General features: G+C 45.2%; 26 protein-coding genes. 15 read left to right on the top strand and 11 right to left on the bottom strand.

Going from position 1 to position 24,617, the window contains the following annotated elements; genetic code table 11:
• Positions 1–9 precede the first annotated feature (9 nt).
• A complete protein-coding gene (moaA, locus tag J7I83_RS16800; protein ID WP_215102626.1) occupies positions 10–1,026 on the top strand; it encodes a GTP 3',8-cyclase MoaA in 1,017 nt (338 codons plus the stop codon).
• 130 nt (positions 1,027–1,156) lie between these two features.
• Here moaA and citZ read toward each other — a convergent pair whose 3' ends face one another.
• Positions 1,157–2,272 carry a citrate synthase gene (gene citZ / locus J7I83_RS16795; RefSeq protein ID WP_215102624.1) on the bottom strand — a complete coding sequence of 372 codons (1,116 nt, stop codon included), beginning with the start codon at positions 2,270–2,272 and terminating at the stop codon, positions 1,157–1,159.
• Positions 2,273–2,795: 523 nt separating this feature from the next.
• On the opposite strand from citZ, the gene J7I83_RS16790 reads away from it, so the two are divergent.
• The gene (locus tag J7I83_RS16790) at positions 2,796–4,091 is read left to right on the top strand and encodes an L-lactate MFS transporter (protein WP_215102622.1); all 1,296 of its coding nucleotides are present in this window, start codon (positions 2,796–2,798) and stop codon (positions 4,089–4,091) included.
• A 284-nt stretch (positions 4,092–4,375) separates the two neighbouring features.
• On the opposite strand, the gene pgeF is transcribed toward J7I83_RS16790, so the two are convergent.
• The 3 genes from pgeF to J7I83_RS16775 all read right to left on the bottom strand — a co-directional run bounded on the left by pgeF (position 4,376) and on the right by J7I83_RS16775 (position 7,770).
• A complete protein-coding gene (pgeF, locus tag J7I83_RS16785) occupies positions 4,376–5,134 on the bottom strand; it encodes a peptidoglycan editing factor PgeF (protein WP_215102620.1) in 759 nt (252 codons plus the stop codon).
• 143 nt (positions 5,135–5,277) lie between these two features.
• Entirely contained in the window at positions 5,278–6,408 is a 1,131-nt protein-coding gene (gene ald, locus J7I83_RS16780) for an alanine dehydrogenase (RefSeq protein WP_215102618.1), read from the bottom strand.
• Between the two features lie 120 nt (positions 6,409–6,528).
• Positions 6,529–7,770: a PucR family transcriptional regulator gene (locus tag J7I83_RS16775; RefSeq protein WP_215102616.1), complete on the bottom strand. Its 1,242-nt coding sequence runs from the start codon at positions 7,768–7,770 to the stop codon at positions 6,529–6,531.
• A 419-nt stretch (positions 7,771–8,189) separates the two neighbouring features.
• Between J7I83_RS16775 and J7I83_RS16770 the strand changes: the two genes are divergently transcribed.
• Positions 8,190–8,654, top strand: coding sequence for a macro domain-containing protein (locus J7I83_RS16770; RefSeq protein WP_215102614.1), 465 nt, complete (start codon positions 8,190–8,192; stop codon positions 8,652–8,654).
• An 89-nt stretch (positions 8,655–8,743) separates the two neighbouring features.
• Here J7I83_RS16770 and J7I83_RS16765 read toward each other — a convergent pair whose 3' ends face one another.
• Together J7I83_RS16765 and J7I83_RS16760 are read right to left on the bottom strand one after the other, a co-directional pair.
• Positions 8,744–9,598, bottom strand: a complete 855-nt coding sequence (locus tag J7I83_RS16765; RefSeq protein WP_215102612.1) for a metallophosphoesterase family protein — start codon at positions 9,596–9,598, stop codon at positions 8,744–8,746.
• Between the two features lie 105 nt (positions 9,599–9,703).
• Entirely contained in the window at positions 9,704–10,390 is a 687-nt protein-coding gene (locus tag J7I83_RS16760) for a GIY-YIG nuclease family protein (protein ID WP_215102610.1), read from the bottom strand.
• Between J7I83_RS16760 and J7I83_RS16755 the strand changes: the two genes are divergently transcribed.
• The 4 genes from J7I83_RS16755 to J7I83_RS16740 all read left to right on the top strand — a co-directional run bounded on the left by J7I83_RS16755 (position 10,383) and on the right by J7I83_RS16740 (position 12,206).
• Positions 10,383–10,655 (top strand): hypothetical protein, encoded by a 273-nt coding sequence (locus J7I83_RS16755; RefSeq protein ID WP_215102608.1) that lies wholly within the window; start codon positions 10,383–10,385, stop codon positions 10,653–10,655. The genes J7I83_RS16760 and J7I83_RS16755 overlap by 8 nt on opposite strands.
• Before the next feature lie 131 nt (positions 10,656–10,786).
• The gene (locus J7I83_RS16750; RefSeq protein ID WP_215102606.1) at positions 10,787–10,930 is read left to right on the top strand and encodes a hypothetical protein; all 144 of its coding nucleotides are present in this window, start codon (positions 10,787–10,789) and stop codon (positions 10,928–10,930) included.
• 272 nt (positions 10,931–11,202) lie between these two features.
• Positions 11,203–11,490: a VanW family protein gene (locus J7I83_RS16745; RefSeq protein WP_215102604.1), complete on the top strand. Its 288-nt coding sequence runs from the start codon at positions 11,203–11,205 to the stop codon at positions 11,488–11,490.
• Positions 11,491–11,606: 116 nt separating this feature from the next.
• Entirely contained in the window at positions 11,607–12,206 is a 600-nt protein-coding gene (locus tag J7I83_RS16740; protein ID WP_215102602.1) for a TetR/AcrR family transcriptional regulator, read from the top strand.
• A 186-nt stretch (positions 12,207–12,392) separates the two neighbouring features.
• Here the strand turns inward: J7I83_RS16740 and J7I83_RS16735 are convergent, their stop codons facing one another.
• Positions 12,393–13,280 (bottom strand): IS3 family transposase, encoded by an 888-nt coding sequence (locus tag J7I83_RS16735; RefSeq protein ID WP_251047703.1) that lies wholly within the window; start codon positions 13,278–13,280, stop codon positions 12,393–12,395.
• Between the two features lie 5 nt (positions 13,281–13,285).
• Positions 13,286–13,585, bottom strand: a complete 300-nt coding sequence (locus J7I83_RS16730) for a transposase (RefSeq protein WP_215102600.1) — start codon at positions 13,583–13,585, stop codon at positions 13,286–13,288.
• A gap of 340 nt (positions 13,586–13,925) precedes the next feature.
• Between J7I83_RS16730 and J7I83_RS16725 the strand changes: the two genes are divergently transcribed.
• Both J7I83_RS16725 and J7I83_RS16720 read left to right on the top strand, forming a co-directional pair.
• Positions 13,926–15,398, top strand: a complete 1,473-nt coding sequence (locus J7I83_RS16725) for a PTS mannitol transporter subunit IIBC (RefSeq protein WP_215102598.1) — start codon at positions 13,926–13,928, stop codon at positions 15,396–15,398.
• Positions 15,399–15,441: 43 nt separating this feature from the next.
• Positions 15,442–15,879: a PTS mannitol transporter subunit IIA gene (locus J7I83_RS16720; protein ID WP_215102596.1), complete on the top strand. Its 438-nt coding sequence runs from the start codon at positions 15,442–15,444 to the stop codon at positions 15,877–15,879.
• Positions 15,880–16,244: 365 nt separating this feature from the next.
• Here J7I83_RS16720 and J7I83_RS16715 read toward each other — a convergent pair whose 3' ends face one another.
• Together J7I83_RS16715 and J7I83_RS16710 are read right to left on the bottom strand one after the other, a co-directional pair.
• Positions 16,245–16,442, bottom strand: a complete 198-nt coding sequence (locus J7I83_RS16715; protein WP_215102650.1) for a hypothetical protein — start codon at positions 16,440–16,442, stop codon at positions 16,245–16,247.
• 551 nt (positions 16,443–16,993) lie between these two features.
• Positions 16,994–17,656: a TetR/AcrR family transcriptional regulator gene (locus J7I83_RS16710; protein WP_215102594.1), complete on the bottom strand. Its 663-nt coding sequence runs from the start codon at positions 17,654–17,656 to the stop codon at positions 16,994–16,996.
• A 173-nt stretch (positions 17,657–17,829) separates the two neighbouring features.
• Between J7I83_RS16710 and J7I83_RS16705 the strand changes: the two genes are divergently transcribed.
• The 4 genes from J7I83_RS16705 (at position 17,830) to J7I83_RS16690 (ending at position 21,822) form a co-directional block, all read left to right on the top strand.
• Entirely contained in the window at positions 17,830–18,567 is a 738-nt protein-coding gene (locus J7I83_RS16705) for an SDR family oxidoreductase (protein ID WP_215102592.1), read from the top strand.
• A gap of 27 nt (positions 18,568–18,594) precedes the next feature.
• Positions 18,595–20,067, top strand: a complete 1,473-nt coding sequence (locus J7I83_RS16700; protein WP_215102590.1) for an aldehyde dehydrogenase family protein — start codon at positions 18,595–18,597, stop codon at positions 20,065–20,067.
• 180 nt (positions 20,068–20,247) lie between these two features.
• Positions 20,248–20,841, top strand: coding sequence for a class I SAM-dependent methyltransferase (locus tag J7I83_RS16695; protein WP_215102588.1), 594 nt, complete (start codon positions 20,248–20,250; stop codon positions 20,839–20,841).
• Between the two features lie 549 nt (positions 20,842–21,390).
• Positions 21,391–21,822, top strand: coding sequence for an Hsp20/alpha crystallin family protein (locus tag J7I83_RS16690; protein ID WP_215102586.1), 432 nt, complete (start codon positions 21,391–21,393; stop codon positions 21,820–21,822).
• A gap of 60 nt (positions 21,823–21,882) precedes the next feature.
• On the opposite strand, the gene J7I83_RS16685 is transcribed toward J7I83_RS16690, so the two are convergent.
• Complete coding sequence (locus tag J7I83_RS16685; protein WP_215102584.1) at positions 21,883–22,746, bottom strand: NmrA family NAD(P)-binding protein; 864 nt, start codon at positions 22,744–22,746, stop codon at positions 21,883–21,885.
• Positions 22,747–23,146: 400 nt separating this feature from the next.
• On the opposite strand from J7I83_RS16685, the gene J7I83_RS16680 reads away from it, so the two are divergent.
• Together J7I83_RS16680 and J7I83_RS16675 are read left to right on the top strand one after the other, a co-directional pair.
• Complete coding sequence (locus J7I83_RS16680) at positions 23,147–23,713, top strand: RNA polymerase sigma factor (RefSeq protein ID WP_215102582.1); 567 nt, start codon at positions 23,147–23,149, stop codon at positions 23,711–23,713.
• A complete protein-coding gene (locus J7I83_RS16675; RefSeq protein ID WP_215102580.1) occupies positions 23,706–24,425 on the top strand; it encodes an anti-sigma factor in 720 nt (239 codons plus the stop codon). The genes J7I83_RS16680 and J7I83_RS16675 overlap by 8 nt, the downstream gene beginning before the upstream one ends.
• Positions 24,426–24,617: the final 192 nt, after the last annotated feature.

Genomic DNA, 24,617 nt, shown 5'->3' with positions numbered 1-24,617 from the left:
GGTGGCGTAATGGCCATAAAACCAGTACAGGACCAATTTCAGCGCCCGATACGGGATTTGCGGATTTCTGTCACCGACCGCTGCAATTTCCGTTGTTCATACTGCATGCCAAAAGAGGTGTTTGGCGACGATTATATATTTTTGCCGAAGCAGGAATTATTGTCATTTGAAGAAATCCATCGCCTGACAAAAGTTTTTGCGGCGATGGGGGTCAAGAAAATCCGTCTGACAGGCGGAGAACCGCTGATGCGAAGAGGTTTGCCTGAGTTGGTTGAAAAAATCCTTTCTGTTGAAGGGGTGGAGGACATCGGCTTGACGACAAACGGCCTGCTCCTTGGCAATCAGGCACAGGCGCTCTATGACGCGGGGCTTCGCCGACTGAACATCAGTCTGGATGCACTCGATCCTGAGCTGTTCGGCAAGTTGAACGGGCGAGGTGTCGACCCGTCGCATATTCTGAAACAAATCGAATTTGCCCAGCAAATCGGCTTTGAAATCAAAGTCAATATGGTCGTCCAAAAAGATGTCAACGAACAGGAAATACTGCCGATGACGGCTTATTTCAAAGAACGGGGCATGACTTTGCGCTTTATTGAGTTCATGGATGTCGGGAACGACAATGGCTGGAGCTTTAAAAAAGTGGTGACCAAAAAGCAGATTCTTGAAAAGCTGCAGACAGTCTACAAGCTGGAGCCTGTCGACAAAGATTATTACGGGGAGGTAGCGAAGCGCTACCGCTTTGAGAAAGGGGATGCCCAAGTCGGGTTTATCACATCCGTCTCGGAATCCTTCTGTTCCTCCTGTACACGTGCCCGCCTGTCGTCTGACGGGAAATTTTATACCTGCCTGTTTGCAACCGGTCATTTTGACATCCGCGAACTAGTCCGCAGCGGCTTGAGCGATGAAGAATTACTGGAAAGAATTTCAGCTGTCTGGGAGCGGCGGGATGACCGCTATTCGGATGAACGGACCGAATTGACCGCGAAAAACCGCAACAAAATTGGCATGTCCTATATCGGCGGATGAACAATCTGCCTTACAATAGAAAAAAGGCGTTTCCTGTATGTTCAGGAAACGCCTTTTTTCGTGTGGCTTTTTATGTTGAAAAGTCGATTGCGGGTATTCCATAAAGACGGAATATGCGCCTCGCTTTTGCCTATCTTTCTTCAACCGGCACATAAGTCTGCATGCCAGGCCCGATGTAGTCTGCGCGCGGGCGGATCAGGCGGTTGTCCGAGTACTGCTCAAGAATATGAGCCAGCCAGCCGGATGTGCGGGATACTGCAAAGATCGGCGTGAACAAATCGTGTTCGATGTTCAGGCTATGGTAAACCGATGCTGAGTAGAAATCCACATTCGGCGGAAGGTTTTTCTGGCCAGTGACGATTTCGTCGATCTTCACGGACATGTCATACCATTTTTCTTCGCCGCGGATCTTCGTCAATTTTTGGGACATGTCACGCAAATGTTTCGCGCGCGGGTCGCCCTTGCGATAGACGCGGTGGCCGAAGCCCATGATTTTTTCTTTGTTGGCCAATTTGTCGGTGATGACTTTTTCCACGTTGTCGACAGAGCCGATTTCCGTAAGCATCTTCATAACCTGCTCGTTGGCACCGCCATGAAGCGGGCCTTTCAAGGCGCCGATAGCTGCTGTAACGCCCGAATAGATATCAGATAACGTTGCCACCGCAACACGTGCCGTGAACGTCGATGCGTTCAATTCGTGGTCTGCGTGAAGCACCAAGGCTTTGTTGAATGCTTCTTCTTCGATGGCTTCCGGCAATTCGCCAGACAGCATGTACAGGAAGTTGGCAGCAAAGCTCAAGTCCGATTTTGGTGCAATCGGCTCTTGTCCGTTGCGGATGCGGCCGAACGCTGTCACCAATGTCGAGATTTTTGCCTGGATCTTGATGGCTTTGCGGTAGTTGGCTTCCGGCTCCATCACTTCAGCTTCTTCGTCGAACAAGCCAAGCATGGAAACAGCCGTGCGAAGCGCTGCCATCGGGTGGACATGCTTGATGTCGTATGTCTTGAAATGGTCCAGCACAGCTTGGGGAACGGCCATGTTGTCTGCCAATTGCTGTTTGAGTTCCGCCAATTCGTCTGCCTTCGGCAGGCGCTGGTGCCACAGCAAGTAGATTACTTCTTCAAAGCTGGCATTGACAGCCAGGTCATCAATATCGTAGCCGACGTATGTAAGTGTGTCATCAATAATCGAGCTGATGGCGGACTGGGTTGCTACTACACCTTCTAAACCTTTAGTTGTTGTCATATAAATCTCCCCTTTTAATGTATTCAAGCTTTCGTTCGGACCGAATCGTCAGACGTTCAAGTTCTGCGTATGCAAGCAGTAAAGCGTTTACATTTTCAATTTTTGCGGCAACTGCGAAACGGCGAAAGCGACAGCTTGGTGCAATTGTGACTATTCTGTGCTATTTATTTACCTTAACGCATTCCTAGGAAAATGCTGTCTTAAATGTCTGTGATTGCGATTATTGCGATTAAAGCAGTAGAATCAATGGTTGAAGGAGAGGAATATTGAAATTCCGGGAAAATCAGCAAGCTACTGGAATCGACGGGAACAGAAAAAAGAAAAAATTTCAGGTTTATTTTTTTCGGGAAATTTTTTTCATGCGGATTTTTCTTACTCCTTGCTGGGTTTTTGAACAAAATATTGTGCAGTTGAAATTTTTATTTTTTAAAAAGTATTTGTTTTATTTCGAATAAGCATGTATTCTCTGAAGAATCGCTTCTGAAACAATGAGGTGGATTTTTATGCAAAAGGAGGATATTCGATGAAAAAAACAAAAAACAGGTGGCTGATCGCTCTGGCAGCAATCGCCATCCAATTATCAATCGGTGCGGCTTATGCCTATAGTGTCTATACCACGCCGATCAGCAGTGAAATGGGCTGGGAACCTAGAGAAATTACCTATGCCTTCACAATCATGATGGCGCTCGGCGGTATCTCGGCCGCGTTCTTTGGAGGATTTGTCGAAAAGAACGGACCCCGAAAGTCAGCAATTGTTGCCGCATTCCTATTCGGTTTTGGACAAGCCGGTGCAGGGTTCGCCATCCAAATCGATTCACTTATCTTGTTTCTTCTTACATACGGTTTCTTAAGTGGACTTGGCTTAGGGGTAGGTTATATTGCACCTATTTCGACTTTGGTCAAATGGTTCCCGGACCGTAGAGGACTGGCTACCGGAATGGCGGTCATGGGCTTTGGAGCAGGTGCACTTATCACTGCACCGGTTGCAGCTAACCTGATTGAATCATTTGGCGTCAGCTCGACATTCTACATGCTGGGAATCAGCTACTTTATCCTGATTTTGCTTGGTGCTTCATACATTGCACCGCCACCGAAAGACTGGATGCCAGCTGGCATGCAGCAGGCTATCGATTCCGGTAAAAAAGTGATGAAAAAAGATCTAGCGCAGTTGTCTGCCAGAGAAGCCGTGAAAACACGCCGTTTCTGGATGCTTTGGTCAATGATGCTGATTAATGTCAGTGCCGGTATCATGATCATTTCTGTTGCTTCACCAATGTCCCAGGAGATGATGGGGCTTTCAGCAGCCGGTGCTGCTACTTTAGTCGGCATCATGGGAATCTTTAATGGTGGAGGCAGACTTGGGTGGGCTGCACTTTCCGATTACATCGGACGCCCAACCATCTTCACGATTTTCTTTGTACTGGAAATCGCAGCGTTCACTATGCTTCCGAACATCACCAATGTATTAGTGTTCCAAGCTTTGATTTTGGTCATTGTCAGCTGCTACGGCGGAGGGTTCTCCAATCTGCCAGCATTTATCGGCGACCTGTTTGGCACCAAACAATTGGGCGCAATCCACGGCTATTTATTGACGACCTGGTCATTAGGCGGCATCATTGGGCCGGCTATCGTTTCGCAGATCCGCGAGCGGACTGACAGCTATGTTCCAGTGTTCTATGTCTTCATTGTTCTTGCTTCCATCGCTTTCCTAATTTCGCTGTTGATCCGCTGGGACATCAAGCGAATTGAAGGACAGGAAGAATCACAGAAGACAACAGCCGCTTCAAAAGGGCTTAATCTTCAAGAAGGCAATAACTAATTGAAATAGTTCTATTATCACTATTTATAAAAGCTTTAAAAGGTTATAAAGTAGTGTTTCTCAAAACGGTGAATTTCTTGCAAGTTCATAAACTAAACAAAAAAGTCGATTCCTTAAACCTTGCCGGTTTAAAGAATCGACTTTTTTTATCGTGTAAGGATTACTGATAATAATCAACAACAGCAAGGCTTTTAAAAAGATGTGCAATGGAGCTGGGTATTAGAGGGAATGAATGGCATGTTTTCCCACAATTTCTTACACGAAATTTCCCGTTACTGCAAAAATCATTTTTTCATTGCAAATATCAAATGCCTGCCACTTTTTTTGTCCTGTCGGTAAGAGAAGCCATCCGGACTTGAAAACGTGCAATTTTTGTCAACGCGGATCTGTCCAGAAGGGACTCCTGCCAGCTCACATTGTCTTTTTACTGTGGATTGATTGTCGATATGATATTTCTTTGTGGCGTTATTGAAATACATAAATTCGCTGGCATAGCCGAGGGCATTGAACTTGGAATAGACGTCCTGATCGACTTCGAATTGCTGTTGGCTGATGGCAGCACCAATCTGGATGTCCAAATCAGCCGGGTCGCATTGCTCAAGTTCAATCAGCTGCTGAAGCAGTTTGGGTGTGATTTCTTTGATGGTACCCTGCCATCCGGAATGGACAACACCGATCAGACCGGTTTTTCGGTCATGGATAATAACCGGAACACAGTCAGCTGCGAAGCTGCACAAAACTGCCCCGGCATCAAAGGTATACAAAGCATCGGTATCGCAAAAGGCATCATCCGCATCATATGCTCCGCGGCCTTTGTCAGCCAGTGACACGCGACGGAAATTGGCGCTGTGCGTCTGCTGTGTACAAATAAAATCAGCAAGTGGAACCTCCAGGAAGTGGGCCAGTTTTTCCCGGTTCGCCAAAACCGTCTGTTGATTTTCGCAGGTATGCAGCGCCATATTATTGCTTTCGGGTTCTGCAACATCTTTCAACGTCATGCCGGAAACGTATTGCTCATTGTTTGCGTAAAGTTTTGCTTTCATTTTTATCACCTGTCCTAAATATAAAACAACTCATATCGGATGTACAGGAAAGAAGGGGGATATGGCTTGAGTTAATGGTGCAAAAAAAAAAGACAGCCCTGCCGCTGCCAACAGGCAGTGGAAGACTATCTTTTCGGGTTTTTTTAGACAAGTGATGCCGGTTTAGCAAGAGCATCGTCAACAGATACAAAGCTGAAACCAAGGTCTTTGGCAACCGCTTCATACGTAACGAGGCCATTTGCCGTATTGACGCCAAGCTTCAGTGCCGGGTTCTGAGCAACTGCTTGTAGAACGCCTTTGTTGGCCATTTGTAGTGCATAGCCGACAGTGACATTCGTCAATGCGATTGTCGATGTGCGTGGCACAGCTCCAGGCATATTGGCAACTGCATAATGGACCACTTCGTGTTTTACATAAGTTGGATCGTCATGCGTGCTGATGCGGTCTGTAGTTTCGAAAATTCCGCCTTGATCGATGGCGATATCGACGATAACAGAACCTGGATTCATGGATTGAACCATTTCTTCCGACACCAATTTAGGTGCTTTTGATCCTGGGATCAATACGGCGCCAATGACCAAATCTGATTCTCTGACTGCTTCTGCGATATTGAATGGGTTGGAAATCAATGTCGTTACATCAGTTCCAAAAATATCATCCAATTGGCGAAGGCGTTCCGGGCTCAAATCGATGATCGTAACTTGAGCTCCGAGGCCGATCGCCATTTTCGCTGCATTTGTTCCTGCAACTCCTCCGCCGATGATTGTCACTTTGCCGCGTTGTACGCCTGGTACTCCGGACAATAGGATGCCTTTGCCGCCGTAGATTTTTTCAAGGAATTGAGCGCCGACTTGTGCAGCCATTCTGCCAGCAACTTCACTCATTGGCGTCAATAACGGAAGCGTGCGGTTAACCGAAACCGTCTCATAAGCAACCGCAGTTACTTTGTTGTCCACTAATGCCTGAGTCAATGCAGGTTCAGCTGCAAGGTGCAGGTAGGTGAACAATAACAGGTCTTCACGGAAATATTGGTATTCAGCAGAAACAGGTTCTTTTACTTTCATGACCATTTCAGCAGCCCAGGCTTCCTGTGCTGTGCCGACTATTTTTGCGCCAGTTGCAGTGTAATCTTCGTCTGTAAAGCTGCTTCCCAGTCCAGCACCAGTTTCGATGATGACTTGATGTCCAGCTCTTACAAAAGCGTCGACCCCAGCAGGAGTGATGGCCACTCGGTTTTCATTGTTCTTGATTTCTTTTGGAATTCCAATAATCATTTTTATTCCTCCTATAAAACGAATGGTGTACATATCCATAAGTATATCGGGAAGACCGGCGTTATTCATTGTATGAAAGGAAGAAAGAAAGTGATTTCTTTTGTGAAATTTCACAAAAGCTTATTTTTCATCTATTTTTCGCGCTTTCAAATCAAGGAAAATCCCGATCTTTTCATGGACATTGCTTAAGGAAATACCACCGATTTCCGATATGCGCTTGATCCGGTAATGGAGTGTATTGGTATGGACAAAAAGCTTTTTGGCTGCGTTGTTCATATTGCTGTCCTGCTGGATAAAGACTTCAAGCGTCTTTAGCAGATTGGATTTATGGAGGCTGTCGTAATCTTCAAGTTTGGCGATGGCCGGATGCTCGTAGCGTCTGACCCGCTGTTCTTTTTGAATAAGATCCAAATACCTGTAAGCGCCAAGCTGCCGGAAATGATATACACCTTCCAGCTCCTCTGGAAAATACTCTTTCATCTTCAATACTTTCAGTGCCTCCTGATAGCTCGTCTCTGCCTTGTCAAAAACGCTGTAATTCGTTCCGGCACTTCCCTTGACACCTTGGATGGAAAAACGATTGGCCATTTCAGATATGAAAAATGAAATAAAGTCGTCAAAAGCTTTGTCGTCGGGCTGTGAATTATGAGGGGAGGCGATCAGGATCAATTCCTCGTCCATGACCACCAGAAAATGATTGGTGATTTTTTGGCTGGTCGTAATCAAATAGGAAATCTGTTCTTCCACTTTTCGTGTAATGTCTTGCTCAAAGCGGAAAGCGAGTACGGTGAAGCGGTCCGGCATCTTCAAATTCAAATCGTGAAATTTCCCCTGGATTTCTTCCAGCGTTTTGTATTGGCCGGTCAGCAGCTGCCAGAGGAAATCCTGGTAGTTTTCCTCTTTCCGCTTGCGGTTCTTTTGGAGCTTTGCCATCAAAGGCGTAGCGGCGAGTGCGGCATCCTTCAGCAGCTCCAGTTGAACGTCATCCAGTTTCTTTTGGCCTTCAACAACCCAGATATAGCCAAGGATTTCATTGTTTTTTCGGATGGCGATCGCCACGCGGTCGCGAAGTCCAATATCTTCAATATGGGGAATGCGCAAGGCAGAATCCGATTTCATCAATTTCGGGATGACGCCCACTTTCCATAGGCGATTGATGACTTTCTCAGGTACACGCTGGGAGATGATAGTGCCGATGCGTGCCGAATCAGTGTCATCTTCATGGGAGCTGTAAGCATGCAGCCGGTGATTAGTGTCTTCAATCGTTACTGGGCATAGGAAATTTTCATGGATGCTGTCGACCAGATCCTTCAAGTCGAAAAATGTTTTTTTAAATGGGTTCTTATGTGGCATTTCGTGCATGGAGCAACTCCTTTAGCGGTGTTTTTTTACAAATCCGCATTCATTGATACCTATGCTCCAGTATAACGAAAACAGGCAGTTTACTCTAGAGCACAGCCTATGAGACAATGGATTATTGGATGAGCGTGGAAAGGCCGAGAAGATGCTTTACATCTTTTTGTGCAAAGTTTAAAGTTAAGGAAAACGGATGGATTTCTTTCTATATGGTTGCATCGCTTCGGCGCTGCGCTGCTCCCTCGGGAGTCTCGGGTGATTTGCTCCAACTCTTTTATGATTACAGTGGAAAAACATAGGCTTGCTTTGAATTCACTAAATTTCTTAGCGCCAGCGCGTCTACGAGCGGCCGAAGCATTGGGGAAAAGCTAGTTTCTTTAGCTCAACTTATATAGGTGTTTTATTACTAAAGGAGGTTGTGCAGCATGCCATTGGAAATCATTCACAATGATATTACGAAAATAGAGGCGGATGCGATTGTCAACGCCGCAAATTCCGGGCTGCAGATGGGCGGCGGGGTCAGTGGAGCGATTTTCCGCGCGGCCGGTGCAGAAGATCTGCAAAGGGCCTGTGACGAAATCGGGGGGTGTCCCACTGGGGAAGCGGTTTTTACCGATAGCTTTCGTTTGCCTTCACAATACATCATCCATACGGTGGGACCGGTTTGGCGAGGCGGGGTCCATGATGAGGAAAAAATATTGCGCGCCTGCTACCGCAATTCACTGGAGTTGGCCGCCTCTCTCAAATGCGCATCGATAGCCTTTCCACTGATTTCTGCAGGGATTTACGGGTACCCGAAAGAACAGGCGCTGCAGGTGGCTGTTTCAGAGATAGAAAAGTTTCTGCAAGAGCATAGCATGCAGGTTTATCTGGTGCTGTTCGACAAATAATCCGTGAACCATACTGAACATCGAAGTGAAGAAAAACAAGCCGCAATTCCAGTGGGAAATTGCGGCTTGTTAAGGTGAAAAAGATTTTTTTATTTTTGAACAGAAGTGAGGGCATCGGTTTTTGGTAAAGGAATGGCATACTTCACATCGGCGGCAGTCCCTAACGGATAGGGATTGAGCCGGAAATGGTCAATAGCTTCTCCGATTACTTGTGCATGTTTGTGCAGCAGCAGGTCGGTGAAAGAAACATAGTCGATCGACAGCAGCGATTCAGAAACTTCGATCAAGCGGACAGCCTGTTCATCCAGAACCGCTGCAAGCTGCAGAAATGTCCAGTTTTCACGAGCCGCAATAGAGTTGAAGTGGTTATGGCCATTGACATATAGGCCGACACCGGTTTTTCGGGACAGAATCTCCCAAACCGGAATATCCGGATGGATGCAACGTTTGTCTTTGGTTGAATTTTTTGTGGTGCCATGGATCGGATGATGCCCAAAAACGATGAGTGGCCGGTTTTCGGTTTCTTTTACGACAACTGACAGCCAGTCCTGCTGCGGTGAATCCAAAGTTCCGCCCCAATGGGCATAATTTTGTTCTTGTGCGGTATCCAAAAATGCCAAGACAACTGAATCTGTTGAAACTTGATGGAAGCGGTGCTGCCGCGTGATGGCAAGTACTTCTTTTCGTGTCATCCCGTATACATCATGGTTGCCAAGAACATGTTTGAATGGTTTTCCGTGCTTTTCGATAATGGAGTAGACATCTGCCAGTTCATCCTGAGTCCCAAAGTTAGTCAAATCACCGATCGATACATAAAGGTCTGCTGGAATGGAAAAAAATCTCTCCAGAAAATTCTCATAAAACGTTTGACGGTCCTTTTCAATAAAGGAATAAGCTTTTTTCAATGCCGGATAATGCAAATCACCGATCACCGCAATTTTCATCAGCTGTTTTGCCCCTTTCAAGCGTTTCTATAATCAGTATCTCAAAAGATTGTTGAGCTGCTTTTAAGCGGGCGTAAAGAATTGCGCTTACCGGCAAATAAGTGCTTATTTTGTTTTCAGGATGCCGCTCTCGATCAGGTTAGTCAAAGCACCCATATTTTTGAAACGGAAATATCCACTCAAACGATTCAGGTCTTTTTGGGTCCAATCTGCATATTCAGAATTGAGCTCATAGTTCTGCTCCAACTTCAGTACCAAGGTTTTTGCAAATTCAATCTGTTTTACTGTCAGGGACTTTTCTTCAGTCTTCGCTTTATTGGCAACAAGCTGTTTTGTCACTTGCGAAGGGGACTTGATGGTTTTGTGGATGTCTTCTGTGTAAAATCCTCTCTTTATCCAAGCCAGATCCTCTCTTGTCAGATTGAACCATTCCCCTTCGAGGCGTTTATCCGAAAAGTGCTGGTGAAAAGCGATTTCCGTTTGATGATGGTCAGCTGTTTTGATAAGGAAAACCAGCTTGTTCTCAAAAGGAAGTTTGACGTTAAAGACATTCATCCGTCGGTCTATGTGCTTTGTTTTGCCGATTTTAAATGAACCGGTCATGTATTCCTGTACAAAATAAACATACCCCGGTGCTTTTCCGGTCAGGGAGGGAAGTTGGATGATCCGGTCGAGCTCCTGCTGATTGGTTTCAAAGAGGTAGATTTTTTCTGGATCTATTTGTTTGAACGAGGCTTTTGCATCAGTAGGATTCTGGGGTTTTGACAGTTTGCTGAAAAACTTTTTGAACATGGCAGATGCCTCCTTCAAGCTGTTTGAAAAAAATTTGGCTTTACACTATTATAATGCATATCAGCAGAAATTAGAGGATATAAGTACAAAAAATGTAAAAAATATAGATAAGAAGGATATGTTTGGAAATGAGAGGACGACTCTGATGAAGCTCAAGGAGAACGAAAATAAATTGCAGTCCCAGGATGGTATATGGCCTGCAATTATAAACGCCTTGTGTGAAGACATGGACTCAGTTGGAAATCCAGTTTCACGCCAAGCATAGCTAGGTTTTTTAGTATTACTCTGAGATGGAAAGCAGAGGCCGTAGAAGCCTGCTCAATACAAACCGAGAATACATAGGACAAAAAAAGTATCGACCGGTTTTTAAGGCGCTTGATTAATGTGCCCGAAAAAATGGGTTCTGCCGATTTATCAAAGAGAGAAAGGGAACATGGTTTTGCAGTGTGGCGCTTGTTTTCAGATTTGGAAAAGGGAGAAGCCGATGAAGAAAAATTTTACGCCATTGTCCAAAAAACAGTTCCGGATTATCAGCAATAGAACAGAAAAAAATCAAGAGCAATTGGAAAGCTGATTTATAGATAGTCATGAAAAACTGCTTACAAGTGATCGATGAGCAGACGCAAGGGAACCTCGAAAAAGTTAAATTTTATCGGAAATCTGTCGAAAAAAAGAGCTGAATTTCGTTTTTTAAAAGAGTTTAATTTTTGGTAATAATCTGCTTTACTTTATTTACTGGCAGCTCAAAGCTATGCTGTTACTGGTGTTAGAACTTTTTTGAAAAAAAGAGGTGAAGAGGGGAGGGGACTTTCGTGAAGGAAAAAACGAGAATAGAGATCCTGGTTTCAGTCTTTGAGACATTTCTGCATGCTGTCTCTGCACTGAGCTTTTTTGCGATGCTCCTGTTCCTTCTTTCCCTCATCGGGGCTGTCTTGTGGATCGGTATGACAGTGCTTGAAAGGTATCCGCACACTTACAATTACTTGAATCTGATAGAAGAGAATGCTGAGGGCCAATACAAAAATGCCAGCTTGATGATGCATCCACAGCACCCTGTACACAGTTGCACACAGCCAAAAGTGGTTATCCACAATATCTGAAAGTTGTTAATATTTTTTCAGTACAACTGTACTGAAAAAAGCGGAGATCCTAACTAATTACAATACAGTCGTGCTAAATAGATTGAAAATTATTATTATTCTGATAGTATTAAGCTGTGCCAAAACTAATTGACCTTCACGAGCGTAAACAGTCGATTGCACAAGCTACATGGAAAATCATGCTTTATAAAGGAATGGAAGGTGTGTCCGCGAGAAGTATTGCAAAGGAGGCCGGCTTGTCATTAGGGGCATTGCGGTATTATTTTTCCTCACAAGAAGAGCTGATGCTTTATGCAGAAGCATTGCTTTTTGAACGGTTGACAGAAAAAACGATTGAGATTTTCCAGGAAGAACAGACTCCGCTGGAAAAAATCATTGGCGTGCTGATGGCATTTCTGCCGGCCAAAGGCGAATCGGCAACAGAAGCCAAAGTGAGGCTGATCTTTAAGCTGCACGGACGCCATAGCAGGAAGGACTATCAGGAAGAGCAGGATGTGGCCCTGCAGGCCATTAAGAACATCATGTCGAATTTCATTTTATTGAATTTGCTGAAAAAAGGACTGGATGTTCCGTTAGAAACAGACCGGCTGATCTGTTTGCTGGACGGTATGGTCTTGGACGCGATGGTCAGACCGGAGCGGTGCACCCAAGAGCATCAGCGGAAAATGATCGTTCATCACTTGAATGCCATTTGTAAAGAAGAAGTCGACAGATAAAATAACGGCAGCCAAGACAGAAAATTTGTCTTGGCTGCCGTTATTTTATGGAATGATGGTCTTCTGTCAAGAAAGTGGACACGGAAATACTGTTCTTTTTCTTCAAGAACCCTATCTCGCTCCGCTTGATCGGACGGCCATGAGAAGCGGTTCAAAAGCGAACCGCTTCTCATGGCCGTCAAACTGTTACGAAACCAATCGTTCTGATGTCAGAGATGCATACATTTTTTCGTAATTTTCGGGTGACAAGTAACCAAGTGTAGAGTGGCGTCTCCGTAAATTATAGAAGTCATCGATGTAATGGGCGATGGCCTTTCGGGCGTCTTCCCGTGTTCGGAACCGGTGGCGGTAGATCAGCTCTTTCTTAATGGTGGCGTGAAACGATTCGATGCAGGCGTTGTCATATGGATCTCCCTTGCGGCTCATGCTGATTTTGAATTCGGCTTTATTCAAGCACTTGATGTATTCCTCGGAACAGTACTGGGATCCACGATCGGAGTGGTGGATCGGCTCACCAGACGGATTCCGCAAGAGCAGCGCATCCTGCAACGCCCCCAGTGGCAGTTCCGTCTTCATCGTGGCATCCAGGCTCCAGCCAACAATCTTGCGGGAGAACAGATCCATCACACTCGCTAGGTACAACCAGCCTTCCAGCGTCCAGATGTAGGTGATATCGGTAACCCAGACCGTATTGGGCTTGTCGACATTGAACTTGCGCTCGAGAAGATTCGGGTAGACAAATTGGTTGTGGTTGGAATCGGTCGTTGTCACGAACTGTTTTACCGGCAATGCGCAAAGTTCCAGCTCTTTCATGTAACGACCCACAGTTCGTTCACATATGGAATAACCCTGCGCTTTGAGATCCTCAAGAATGCGCGGGCTACCATAGGTGCCATAGCTCTCATGATACGATTGAGCAATTTTTTGGAGAATCTCTTCACGCAGAAGCTGCCGTTCTGTCCGATTAGCTGCGACCAGCTGAGTCCGCCATTTATAATAGCCGCCTCTGGATACGCCAAGTAAATTACACATCATCAACACGTCGTATTCGTTCCGATGCTCCTGGATGAACAAAAATATTACGTGCGGCTTTTCATGAAGACATGCATGGCCTTTTTTAAGATTTCTACTTCATCGTCCCGCTCTTTCAGTCGATTTTCCGCCTCTCGCAGCTTCTTCTCCATCTCGGAGAAGGTGACCATCGGCTCACCCGTTGGATTCGCTAAACGGTCCTGCTTTTCCCGGTACTCTCTTGCCCAGTGCCGCACCGTTGTGGCACTCACACCGATTTCATAAGCCAGATCCGTGGCTTTGCGTCCTTCCTCAATATGGAGTTTGGCGATATATTCCTTATACTCCGCATCTTTGTGTTTGCCCATATTTTACACGCCCTTTTGATTGATGGTTTTAGTATGTCCAAAACCGTTTGGTCGTGTCCACTTTTAAGTCTAAACCCAATGAATGAGAGGTTTCTGTACCTTTATAATATAATTGATTATTCAGAAAAAACTAACATCTTTTATCAGGAATATGCTACCATTTAAGTAAAGTCAAATAACTTGCTGCTTGCTTTTCTTCTATATAGAAAGAGGTGTATGCGATGTGATGGCTGAGTATTTCGCTCAAAAAAGATCTCATGTCCAATCGGTGCCATTTTTTAAAAATTTCTGCATTTTTACTGTCGTACTGGCATAACTAATTCAGAAGAGAGGGATTCAAATGGCTGAAGGCAAAAACCGCGCACGGATCCAACGTTTTGGAAGTCATTTAAGTGGCATGATCATGCCGAATATCGGTGCATTTATCGCATGGGGGCTAATAACCGCATTATTTATTCCTGATGGCTGGTTGCCATATGAACCATTGGCGGCATTGGTCGGTCCGATGATTACGTATCTCCTTCCATTACTGATCGGTTTCACTGGGGGACGTCTTGTCTATGATTTCAGGGGTGGTGTACTTGGTGCAACAGCAACGATGGGGGTCATTGTCGGTGCTGATATTCCGATGTTTCTAGGCGCTATGATCATGGGACCGCTGGCAGGCTATCTAATGAAAAAAGTCGATCAGCTTTTTCTGGACAAAATTCGTGCTGGATTTGAGATGCTCTATAATAATTTCTCAGCGGGTATTCTAGGCGCCATCCTCGCTGGTATTGCGGTATTGGGGGTCGGCCCCATTGTCAATTCGTTGACCAATAGCCTGGCCGCAGGCGTCGAGGCCATCGTCAATAATGGGCTTTTGCCGCTGGCCAGTATCATCATCGAGCCGGCAAAAATCCTGTTCCTGAACAACGCCATCAATCACGGGCTGCTGAGTCCGCTTGGTGTTGAACAGGCGGCGACTGATGGGAAATCCATCCTGTTTTTATTGGAAACAAATCCTGGGCCGGGGCTCGGCATTCTGCTGGCTTTCACTTTTTTTGGGAAAGGTATTTCCAAGAGCTCGGCACCGGGAGCGGCCATCATCCAGTTTCTCGGTGGTATCCACGAAATTTACTTCCCTTATGTATTGATGAAGCCCTTATTGCTGCTGGCAGTTATCGGGGGTGGTATGAGCGGAATCTTCACATTCGTCTTATTTGATGCCGGACTGGTTGCAACGCCGTCACCGGGCAGCATCTTTGCCGTGCTCGCCTTAACGCCTCAAGGCAACTATTTGGGGGTAGTGTTGGGCGTGGTCATCGCGGCGGCGGTTTCTTTTACCATTGCTTCGGTCATTCTGAAAACCACCAAAGACATAGAAGAAGATTTAACAGTTGCAACAGGTAAAATGGAAGAAATGAAAGGCAAAAAAAGTGCAGCCGCTGGCTATCTGGCTCCTCAGGCAGCGCAAGGCCCTTCGGCAACTTCTGATAATGAGGTGCTGCAGGAAGGTGCAGTGGTAACTTCGGATCCAGCAAAAAAGGCGGCGGACCAGGTGCACCGTGTGGTACTCGCCTGTGACGCCGGAATGGGGTCCAGTGCAATGGGAGCTTCCTTATTGAAAAATAAATTCAAAAAAGAAAATATCGATATCCCGGTTACGAACACCTCGATCAGCCAATTGCCAGAAGATGCGGATGTCGTTGTTACCCACAAAGATTTGACGCCGCGCGCCAAAGAGAAATTGCCGCAGGCTGAGCATATTTCAGTGGAAAACTTCATGAACAGCCCGGAATACGACAAGCTGGTACAGCGCTTGAAAAAATAAGCACGCAAATGGAAGTTCGAAAATCCAAATGGGAGTGATGGACATGGCAAAAGCAGTATTGAAAAAGGAGAACATCAAACTGAACGTTCCGCTGTCTACAATGGAAGAAGGCATTCGCTATACTGGGGGAATCCTGGTGGATAATGGATATGTGGACGATGGCTACATCGACAAAATGCTGGAGCGGGAAGGGATGGCTTCCACATTTATGGGCAACAGCCTGGCCATTCCGCATGGCACTGAAGACGCCAAAGCCAACGTTCTGGAAACCGGTATATCAGTTGTCACTGTTCCTGAAGGAGTCGATTTTGGCAGCGGCAATATCGCCAAGATCCTGATCGGCATTGCAGGTAAAAACAATGAACATCTGGATATCCTTTCCAATATTGCGATTGTCTGTTCTGAAGAAGAAAATATCGCTAAGATTTTAAATGCTACTTCAGAAGATGAAATCATGGAGTTGTTCAGCGAGGTGAGTTGAAGGCAAGCTGTCGTTTCGACTTTAATGATAATAGACGGAGAGTTGCCGGAGCCCTGTCATACGAAGTTGGCTAGTTTCGCAATTAATTGGCGATTTTTTAGAAAGTTTTCATTTGGTAATAGTTTGTTCATATTTGCTCTGTATACTGAGGCTATCTAAAATCTTTGGAGGTTGAAGAAATGAGCGGAACCTTATTTTATGCAAATCCAAAAGTGGAAACAGCTAGGGAAATCGTCAAAAAACTGCAGTTGCAGGGAATTAATGCAGAGTTGTGCAAAAAAGCAGCAGGCTTATAAGAAGACCATTAAAAAACCTCACAGGCCAGCATGGCCCGCGAGGTTTATTTTACTTGAAATTCAAGCTGTTCAATAGCTTAGCGCTTTTTCATACATCCATCTCTTGAGGTTACCAATCGAGTTAAAAGAGATGGCTTCCCCAGTATCTTTGTGTTCCGCTTTGACGATGACATCGAATTCATTGGGAGTGAATAACCAACCGTCTTCCATCAAAGTGCGAGCCATCTTCACAATCATACTTGAGCCTTTAATAGAATCCAAATTCATTTTAACCATCTCCTTTTTTGGTGGTGACTTTTATTATATTCTATTTATCTGAATTTTAAAACTTCTTTTTTTATAGCAACGTTTTACAACATCTTTATGTGTTTTATTCTATTCCCAGAGCTTCGAAAATCCAAACTATTTTGCTTCGCTTCAGTCAATAGAAAAGGGATTTGTCACAATTCTGTGACAAATCCCTTGAGCTTGTAGACAAAAGAATATTTATGATATTCAAAGAATGAATACTCATTTTATCGCGTTTATACTGGATTCTCCGCTCCAGGCGGACACTTTCCGCGGACGAAGCGCTGAGCCTCCTCGTCGCAAGCTCCTGCGGGGTCTCATCACTCCGTTCTACCGCAGGAGTCGCCGCCTTGCGCTCCAAATCCTTGAGTGAAGGAATTACTAGGCTTGTTGGGGTTATACACCGCTACTTGTTTTTATTAGACTTTGTCTACAGCCTGAAGGGATTTGTCGCAATTCTGTGACAAATCCCTTTTCGGTCCTCTAGCTTGAACTCTGGAATCGACTCAACCCTTTTGATGCAAGGCCCCCTAAATTTTCGTCAACTGGCTGACGATGACTTCTACCACATTTTTGATGTAAGGATCTTGTCCTTTCTTCATAGAAGCAGCTGTAAAGGTACGGTATTTCATGATTTCGTAATAGCCGTACATGCTATCTTCCAATGTTAGTCCTTCATCAACCAAAAACGAAGAATTCAAGATTTTTCGTAAAGCGGCTTCGTCTTGAGCAACAATCAGTGAGGGGTTAAGTGGATTGAAATCGCCATCAATGATGCCATTTTTATAAAAAGAATGAAGCGTGGCGATCCGCTCATTCGCCAGTTCCAACTTCCGGCTATAAAGATCAGGACAGGTAGATTTCAATTCATTTAAATAAATCTCCGAAGTGTAGACTGCCGAAAAAGCGGATTGCTCAAAAACGGTTGGCAGGCGCTGGACATAAGAAAAGCGGGGATTGTTGATGAATTGGTTGGTTTTTTTCAGGTAATCGATGTAAATCTCCGTTACTTCCAGGATGATGTCTTCTTTTGATGCGAAAAAATTATATAAGGAAGCCCTGCTGATTCCCATTAAACGGGCTAAATCCTGAATCGTCAAAGTGATAAACCCCTTTGTGCGAACAGTCTCCATAATCTTCTCAGCATAGGAGCGGCGCATGATTCGCCGTTCCTCTGGTGAAATTTTCCGCATATAAACACCCCCATCTTGTGAAAATTATAACACAAGAAAGGTGGACGGAGATTCCCGATTTTAAACCGAGTTGTTTGAATGGACAGCTTGAGGGGGTAAAGAGTTAAGATGCATATAATGTTAGACTGTTTTTCAAGAAAATGTCTAAAATGTAAAAATGGAGATGAATTGATATGGCAAAAGGCAAAACAGCAATCATAACAGGTGCCAGCAGCGGAATTGGCCAAGCAACTGCAAAAGAATTGGCTTCTAAAGGGTATCAAGTTCTTCTTGCTGCAAGGCGCGAAGACAGATTGGTCGAGTTAAAAAAAGAAATTGAAGCTGCTGGAGGTACGGCAGAGTATAAAGTGACAGATGTAACATCGGCAGATGAAATGAAGGCATTGGCAGCGGAAGCGCTGGAAAAATTCGGGCAGATCGATGTACTGGTCAATAATGCCGGGTTGATGCCTTTATCCTTCATGAACAAATTAAAAATAGATGAATGGGACAAAATGATCGATGTCAATATTAAGGGCGTTCTTTATGGCATCGCTGCAGTGTTGCCGATCATGGAAAAACAGAAGTTCGGCCATGTTTTGAATGTGTCATCAGTGGCGGGCCATATGGTATTTAAAGGAAGTGCAGTATACAGCGGCACCAAATACGCTGTCCGCGCTATTTCCGATGGCTTGCGACAGGAAATCGATCCATCGCATGAAATCCGTGTGACCATTGTTTCACCAGGTGCCGTTGAAACAGAACTGACCAGCACGATCACAGACGAAGATGTGCTGGCTTCTCTTAAAAATAGAGGTTCAATGAAGCCGCTCGAAGCACAGGACATTGCCAATGCAATCGCTTATGCTGTGGAACAACCTGCCCATGTGGACGTCAATGAGATTCTGATACGTCCTAGACAACAGGCATAAATCAAAAAAAGAATGGAGACGATAGAAATGAAAACCGATTTTTCAAAAATTTATATAAATGGTGAGTGGATCCAGGGTTCAAGTGACAGCCAAATGAAAAATACCAATCCGTTCACGGGAGAAGAGTTGGCAACAACTCAAGCCGCCGATAAAACCGATTTGGACGCTGCTTATAAAGCTGCGGCCGAAGCACAGGTGGCATGGGCAAAAGAACTGCCGCAGAACAAGCGGGCAGTCATTGAAAAAGCATTGGAAGTCATGCAGGAAAATAAAGAACTGATCATTGACTGGCTCGTCAAAGAAGCGGGGAGTACCGTCATCAAAGCGACAGTCGAGTTCGGTGCGTCGATCAACATTCTGAAAGAGGCCGCAACATTCCCATATCGCATGGAAGGCAAGATTCTTCCTTCGCAGCAAGCGGGCAAAGAAAATCGTGTCTACCGCAATGCGTTAGGCGTTATCGGCATCATCAGCCCGTGGAACTTTCCCTTGCATTTGGCAATCCGTTCCATCGCCCCGGCACTTGCGACTGGCAATGCCGTGGTCATCAAGCCGGCAACGGACACCCCGGTAACCGGCGGATTGCTGTTTGCCAGCATTTTTGAAGCGGCTGGATTGCCTAAAGGGCTGTTAAACGTAGTAGTCGGACGCGGCTCAGAAATTGGCGATGACATCGTCACGCATCCAACACCGCGCCTGATTTCCTTTACCGGTTCTACCCCTGTCGGAAAACGCATCGGGGAACTTGCCGGTGGCGCTTTGAAGAAAACGGCATTAGAGCTTGGCGGCAACAACAACTTTATCGTGTTGAAAGATGCCGATGTCGATCAGGCAGTCGATTCTGCATTGTTCGGCAAGTTCTATCATCAGGGCCAGATTTGCATGTCTATCAATCGTATTTTTGTTCACGAGGACATTTACGATGAGTTCGCCGAGCAGTTTATCGCCCGCGCCGGCAAGCTGAAGTTTGGCAACCCAGCAGAGCAGGATACTCAGGTTGGACCGCTGATCAATCGCGATCAAGTAGACCGGATCCTGAAAGACATCGAAGCAACCGTTGAACAGGGGGCGAAAGTTCGCCTTGGCGGAAAAGCAGACGGCAATGTGTTGGAACCCACTGTATTGACAGGTGTTAGCAACAGCATGCCGCTTGCTGAAAATGAAATCTTTGGTCCCGTAGCGATCTTGATTCCATTCAGCAGCGATGAGGAAGTGGTTGAAATGGCGAACTTTTATCCGTTCGGTTTGAGCGGAGCGGTCCATTCGGCGAACATCGAGCATGGGACGAACATTGCGCATCAAATCCATACGGGCATGATCCATGTCAACGACCAGCCGGTCAATGACGAGGCACATATGCCGTTTGGCGGCGAAAAAGATTCCGGCCTTGGCCGCTTTAACGGCGAATGGGTGCTGGAAGAATTCACTACCTTAAAATGGTTATCGGTTCAGCATCAACGCCGCGAGTACGGACCATTCGTTAATAATACAAAAAACTAAAAGAACGATGCGACGGCAGCCTCACCAGTGGGGTTGCCGTCATTTTGTGTTTGAGAAGGGCCGAAGAAATCGCTCCAAGCGGATCCCTGCAGCTGTTTTTCTATTGCCAAAAAGGACATTGGGAAAGCAGAGTCGAATTCTACAACAAACAGAAAAATAGAGAACAGGAGCTGATGAACATTGGCTGGATGGTTACCCCATATATACGATGTGGCAATGAAGCCGCTGGAAAAAACGCGTTTTGAGAAGATTCGTGCTGATCTTGTCCGTAAAGCACAAGGAAAGGTTTTGGAAATCGGTTTTGGTACAGGCGCGAACTTTCGCTACTACCGAAATGTCGAGCGGGTTGATGCCATTGAACCCAATCCGGCAATGGGCAAGCAGGGAGTCAAGCGCATCAAAAAATCCCGAATTCCCATTCATCTTTATCAGGCAAAAGCGGAACAGCTTCCGTTTGCCGATAACAGTTTTGACAGTGTAGTCGCGACCTTGGTTTTTTGTACCATCCCGGAACCAGAGCGTGCCCTTCAGGAAATACGAAGGGTCAGCAAGCCGGGGGCCAAGCTTCTTTTGTTTGAACACGTCAAGATGGATCAAAAAATGATGGGGAAAACCCAGGAGGCATTGACGCCGATTTGGAAAAAACTTTGTGATGGCTGCCATTTAAACCGGAATACCCTTGGTCTGTTGAAAAATTCAGGTTGGGACATACAGAAAGTCACTTCCCATTATGGCGGGCTCTTTTTAACAATTGAATGCCGCAATCCTTTTTGAACATGGACTTCTTGTTAAACTATTCACTGTGGCTGCCACTTTGGGCGCGGATCCTGTAAAAAGCCAGGCAAAGTACACCTGTCTTCTTACTTCGACTAGCCCGTGGACCCGATTGAAATGGGGCAGATGCTGACCAGCCTGTCCGGCAGTGAAGCAGCGCTTAAAGCTGCCTAAAGAATTGAACAAGAATTCCAAAACAAAAACGCTGTGTATTCTTGATGAACCTTTTGTCGAACGACATCAAAAAATTGCCGCAAATAAGCTTTCCTATACCGGAAGATTTTTAGAGCCTAAACACTAGATAATTGCAGGATGCTTGTTTTTTTAAAAATGTTTTCTTTATTAACACTTAATTCAGAATATATGTGTTGACAAAAAAATAATACTTTCTATAATTATTAATAGGAAGAGGGCTGGTGCGCTCGATTGATGACAGATAGACGGAGGAGGGATGGGCGCCAATTGTACGAGCTTGTCTTACAGTGAATTTCTGGTAAAAAGTTAAAGTGAATTTCAACTGAAAAGTAGCCTGAGAGGAGAGTTTTGAAAATGAGACTTTTACCAAGAAAACAGGAGGATTTTTTCCCAAACCTTTTTGACAGCGACTTTGAAATGAATGTTTTTGACCGCTTTTTCAAAGAAGCCAATTATCCTCAAGTGGACATCAAAGATGCCGATGATCATTATGAAGTTGAAGTGGATATTCCAGGATTCGCAAAAGAAGACATTTCGGTAGAGTACAAGGACGGCTATCTTCAGCTTCAAGGCAAGAAAGAAGAAAACAAAGAAGTGACAGAAAATGATGGCCATTATATCCGGAAAGAACGTTCATATGGCTCATTCAAACGCAGCTTCTATGTTGGTGAAGTAGACCAGAACCACATATCCGGTTCTTTCAAAGACGGCGTATTGATGCTGCAAGTGCCTAAATCGAAAGAGGAAAAGCAAAAAGATGAAGGACATCAGATTAAGATCGAGTAGCTTTGTATCGTGAAGTTGAAAAACCGAAAGGCCATAGGGCTTTTCGGTTTTTTTATGGGATTAAGACAAACCCCGATATTCACGCTCCATATAAATAGAAAGATCTTCTGCTTTTTCTCCAGTGATGCGTTCGAAATCCTCCGTGACTTCTCCCATCAACCCCTTAGCCGCAGCTTCATACAACGAGACAAGCACTGGTCCAAAGCCTTTTGGTTCATCGTAGAGCTCTGCGAACTGTTCGGTGGTCAGTGGGTCGTAGATGATGGACGAACCGCTGATTCGGCTCATCAATTCGGCAAGTTCAGCCATCGACCAGGCTTTAGGGCCGGTTAAGGTGTACTCCTTGCCGTGCAGACTTTCTTTAATGGCAATCTGCACAATGGCTTTTGCCAGATCTTTTCTGGAGATGAAAGAAATCTTCTGATCCGCCACAGGATAAAGAATTTTTCCCCACCGGGCCAATTCTGGAAGATAAGGCGGCAAGGGATCGGAATACATGCCGTTCCGGATATAGGTGTATGGAACGGTTCCTGAAGCTAGCCGGCGCTGGACATAACCGAAAAAAGGGCTCATCTTAAAGGGATTATTGCCATGATCCGCCATGAAGCCGATAAAAATAAACTGCTTGATGCCTGTTTTTTCAGCTGCGACAATGGCATTTTCAAACTCCATGATCCGAGCAACACTCGGGAAAGTCAGGCTAGGGATGTAAATGAGGATGTCTGAGCCGCTGAAAGCGGCAGTGAGTGCTTGTTCAGAGCGGTAATTTGCTTGTTTTATCCCAATGCCCATTTGCTTGAAATGAGCAGCTTTATCGGGATTCCGCACAGTCAGCACCAGATTATTGGGTTCGATATATTTTAAAGCCTCTTCCACAATTTTGACGCCAAGATTTCCCGTAGCAGCGGTGATGTTATAAAGCATAAGGATCCCTCCAGTCACTCTGTTATCTCTTCTTAAGTATAATCCGATTTTTCCGGAAAAGTGAACTAATTGCTTGGATTTTACGTAGTGTGTGTAAGGGAAATGAAAGAAATAGCCGCCAGGGGTTTTTAGCCGTTTTGGACAGAATAACGCTGGCAAAGGACTTACTATATGAGTTGAACTTAAGAATCATCTTTTCATACACCGTTCAAACCAGGCAGTGGCTGCGCCGGCATGGAGAAAAACAGCGAAGACGCCTGTGGCAGTTGTTTTGCGGAACATCGGTTTTCAAACTAACAAGTCCAATTAATGTTAAGACAATCTACAAAAGAAAAGATTTTCCTGTAGCGGGAAGTATAGTAAGGTAGAAATACGAAATATGTAATAAAGGAGACAGGGGATGGAAAAAAGTACCGATACAAGCTTATACTTGCGGATCAGTGAACAGGACAAAGCCGCATTGGAACAATTATATGACCGCTACGAAAAAATCCTTTTTTCATTCCTATACAAGATGCTGGAAGATCGTGAACTGGCGGAAGAGGCGCTGCAGGAAGTATTCATCAAGATCTGGCGCGGCAAAGGGGTATACGATGAAAGTAAGGGGAAATTTACTTCCTGGCTTTTCAGGATGGCGCAGAATACAGCCATCGATTTGATACGAAAACGCAAAAAACCAACCGTGCCGATTGAAGAAGCTGCCCAAATGGCCAGCAATGACACGCCTGTAGACGTACAGGTAGAATGGCAGGAAAAGCAGGAGCAGATTGAAACGGCTGTTCAGCGTCTTTCGACCGAACAGCAGAAGATGATCGACTTGTTCTATTTTAAAGGACATACCCATGAAACGATTGCAGACATGTGTGATATCCCACTGGGAACTGTCAAGAGCCGAATACGTCTGGCATTGAAAAAGTTAAAAACATCGCTGCACGGGATGCAGGAAAGGGGGGCTTATGATGACTAACGTGGATTGTGACCGTTTAGTGGATTATCTGAACGGAACGCTATCAGAAGACGAAATCGAGCAATTTGAAGAACATGTGAAAACATGCACAGAATGCCAGGAAATAGTAGAAGCTACAGGCGAGCTCCCTTATCTTGCAGATCCAGTGGAACCGCCGGCAGATATGAAAGCTCGAATCCTGTCCAATGTGTTTGAAGAAAAACCGGAACAGAACAACCCGCCCGCAGCATTAAATCCAGCGATGTCCCCGATACCGCTGCACAGAAAGAAAAGTAAGCCGAATATCTGGAGGCCACTTATCGCAGCTGTTCTTCTCGCATCACTGTTAGGCAATGCCTATGCTTTCCTGCAACTGTCAGATCAGGACGACGCACCGGAAACAGCGATCGAATCCATTGAACTGCAGCCAAGTGAAGCATTTGCAGGAACCGCTACTGCGGAGATGATACAAGAAGAAGGTTCGCTGAATCTCGTCGTGCAGGCCAATCAATTGGCTGAACTGGATGCCGGACAGGTTTATCAAGTATGGTTGATCAAGGATGACCAGCCGATACCGGCAGGTGCATTTTCACCTAATCCAAACGGTGAAGGCGCAAGCTATTATCAGCTGGAAGAAAATTTGTCCGAATGGGATACAATTGCCATTACGCTGGAACCTGAGACAGGAAACGAATTGCCTGAAGGTGAAATTGTAATGAGTGCAGGAATATAACTGGCCGCTTTTGCGGTCAGTTATTTTTTTTGTTTTTTATTTGAATTCTTTTTTAAATAAAGTGATCTAAATGATTTGCGCTTGCGTTATAACTGTATAACCAAAAAAAAAGAAAAAGGGAGCGATTCTTTATGAAATTAAACAAATGTCTTTTAGCACTTCCACTATCACTAGCCTTATTGGTACCAACAG

This window comes from Planococcus sp. ISL-110 (assembly GCF_018613575.1).
GTDB lineage: Bacteria > Bacillota > Bacilli > Bacillales_A > Planococcaceae > Planococcus.
Note: the sequence above shows the minus strand (reverse complement) of the source record. Positions and strands in the feature narration are given on the sequence as shown.

Coding starts and splice junctions, on each gene's coding strand:
- J7I83_RS16675 (WP_215102580.1), top strand. CDS start 23,706: ATGACTAACGTGGATTGTGACCGTTTAGTGGATTATCTGAACGGAACG.
- J7I83_RS16730 (WP_215102600.1), bottom strand. CDS start 13,585: ATGGGCAAACACAAAGATGCGGAGTATAAGGAATATATCGCCAAACTC.
- J7I83_RS16715 (WP_215102650.1), bottom strand. CDS start 16,442: ATGAATTTGGATTCTATTAAAGGCTCAAGTATGATTGTGAAGATGGCT.
- J7I83_RS16685 (WP_215102584.1), bottom strand. CDS start 22,746: ATGCTTTATAACATCACCGCTGCTACGGGAAATCTTGGCGTCAAAATT.
- J7I83_RS16765 (WP_215102612.1), bottom strand. CDS start 9,598: ATGAAAATTGCGGTGATCGGTGATTTGCATTATCCGGCATTGAAAAAA.
- J7I83_RS16710 (WP_215102594.1), bottom strand. CDS start 17,656: ATGCGGAAAATTTCACCAGAGGAACGGCGAATCATGCGCCGCTCCTAT.
- J7I83_RS16760 (WP_215102610.1), bottom strand. CDS start 10,390: ATGTTCAAAAAGTTTTTCAGCAAACTGTCAAAACCCCAGAATCCTACT.
- J7I83_RS16720 (WP_215102596.1), top strand. CDS start 15,442: ATGGCAAAAGCAGTATTGAAAAAGGAGAACATCAAACTGAACGTTCCG.
- J7I83_RS16690 (WP_215102586.1), top strand. CDS start 21,391: ATGAGACTTTTACCAAGAAAACAGGAGGATTTTTTCCCAAACCTTTTT.
- citZ (WP_215102624.1), bottom strand. CDS start 2,272: ATGACAACAACTAAAGGTTTAGAAGGTGTAGTAGCAACCCAGTCCGCC.
- J7I83_RS16705 (WP_215102592.1), top strand. CDS start 17,830: ATGGCAAAAGGCAAAACAGCAATCATAACAGGTGCCAGCAGCGGAATT.
- J7I83_RS16750 (WP_215102606.1), top strand. CDS start 10,787: ATGGGTTCTGCCGATTTATCAAAGAGAGAAAGGGAACATGGTTTTGCA.
- pgeF (WP_215102620.1), bottom strand. CDS start 5,134: ATGAAAGCAAAACTTTACGCAAACAATGAGCAATACGTTTCCGGCATG.
- ald (WP_215102618.1), bottom strand. CDS start 6,408: ATGATTATTGGAATTCCAAAAGAAATCAAGAACAATGAAAACCGAGTG.
- J7I83_RS16700 (WP_215102590.1), top strand. CDS start 18,595: ATGAAAACCGATTTTTCAAAAATTTATATAAATGGTGAGTGGATCCAG.
- J7I83_RS16680 (WP_215102582.1), top strand. CDS start 23,147: ATGGAAAAAAGTACCGATACAAGCTTATACTTGCGGATCAGTGAACAG.
- J7I83_RS16725 (WP_215102598.1), top strand. CDS start 13,926: ATGGCTGAAGGCAAAAACCGCGCACGGATCCAACGTTTTGGAAGTCAT.
- J7I83_RS16790 (WP_215102622.1), top strand. CDS start 2,796: ATGAAAAAAACAAAAAACAGGTGGCTGATCGCTCTGGCAGCAATCGCC.
- J7I83_RS16775 (WP_215102616.1), bottom strand. CDS start 7,770: ATGCACGAAATGCCACATAAGAACCCATTTAAAAAAACATTTTTCGAC.
- J7I83_RS16770 (WP_215102614.1), top strand. CDS start 8,190: ATGCCATTGGAAATCATTCACAATGATATTACGAAAATAGAGGCGGAT.
- moaA (WP_215102626.1), top strand. CDS start 10: ATGGCCATAAAACCAGTACAGGACCAATTTCAGCGCCCGATACGGGAT.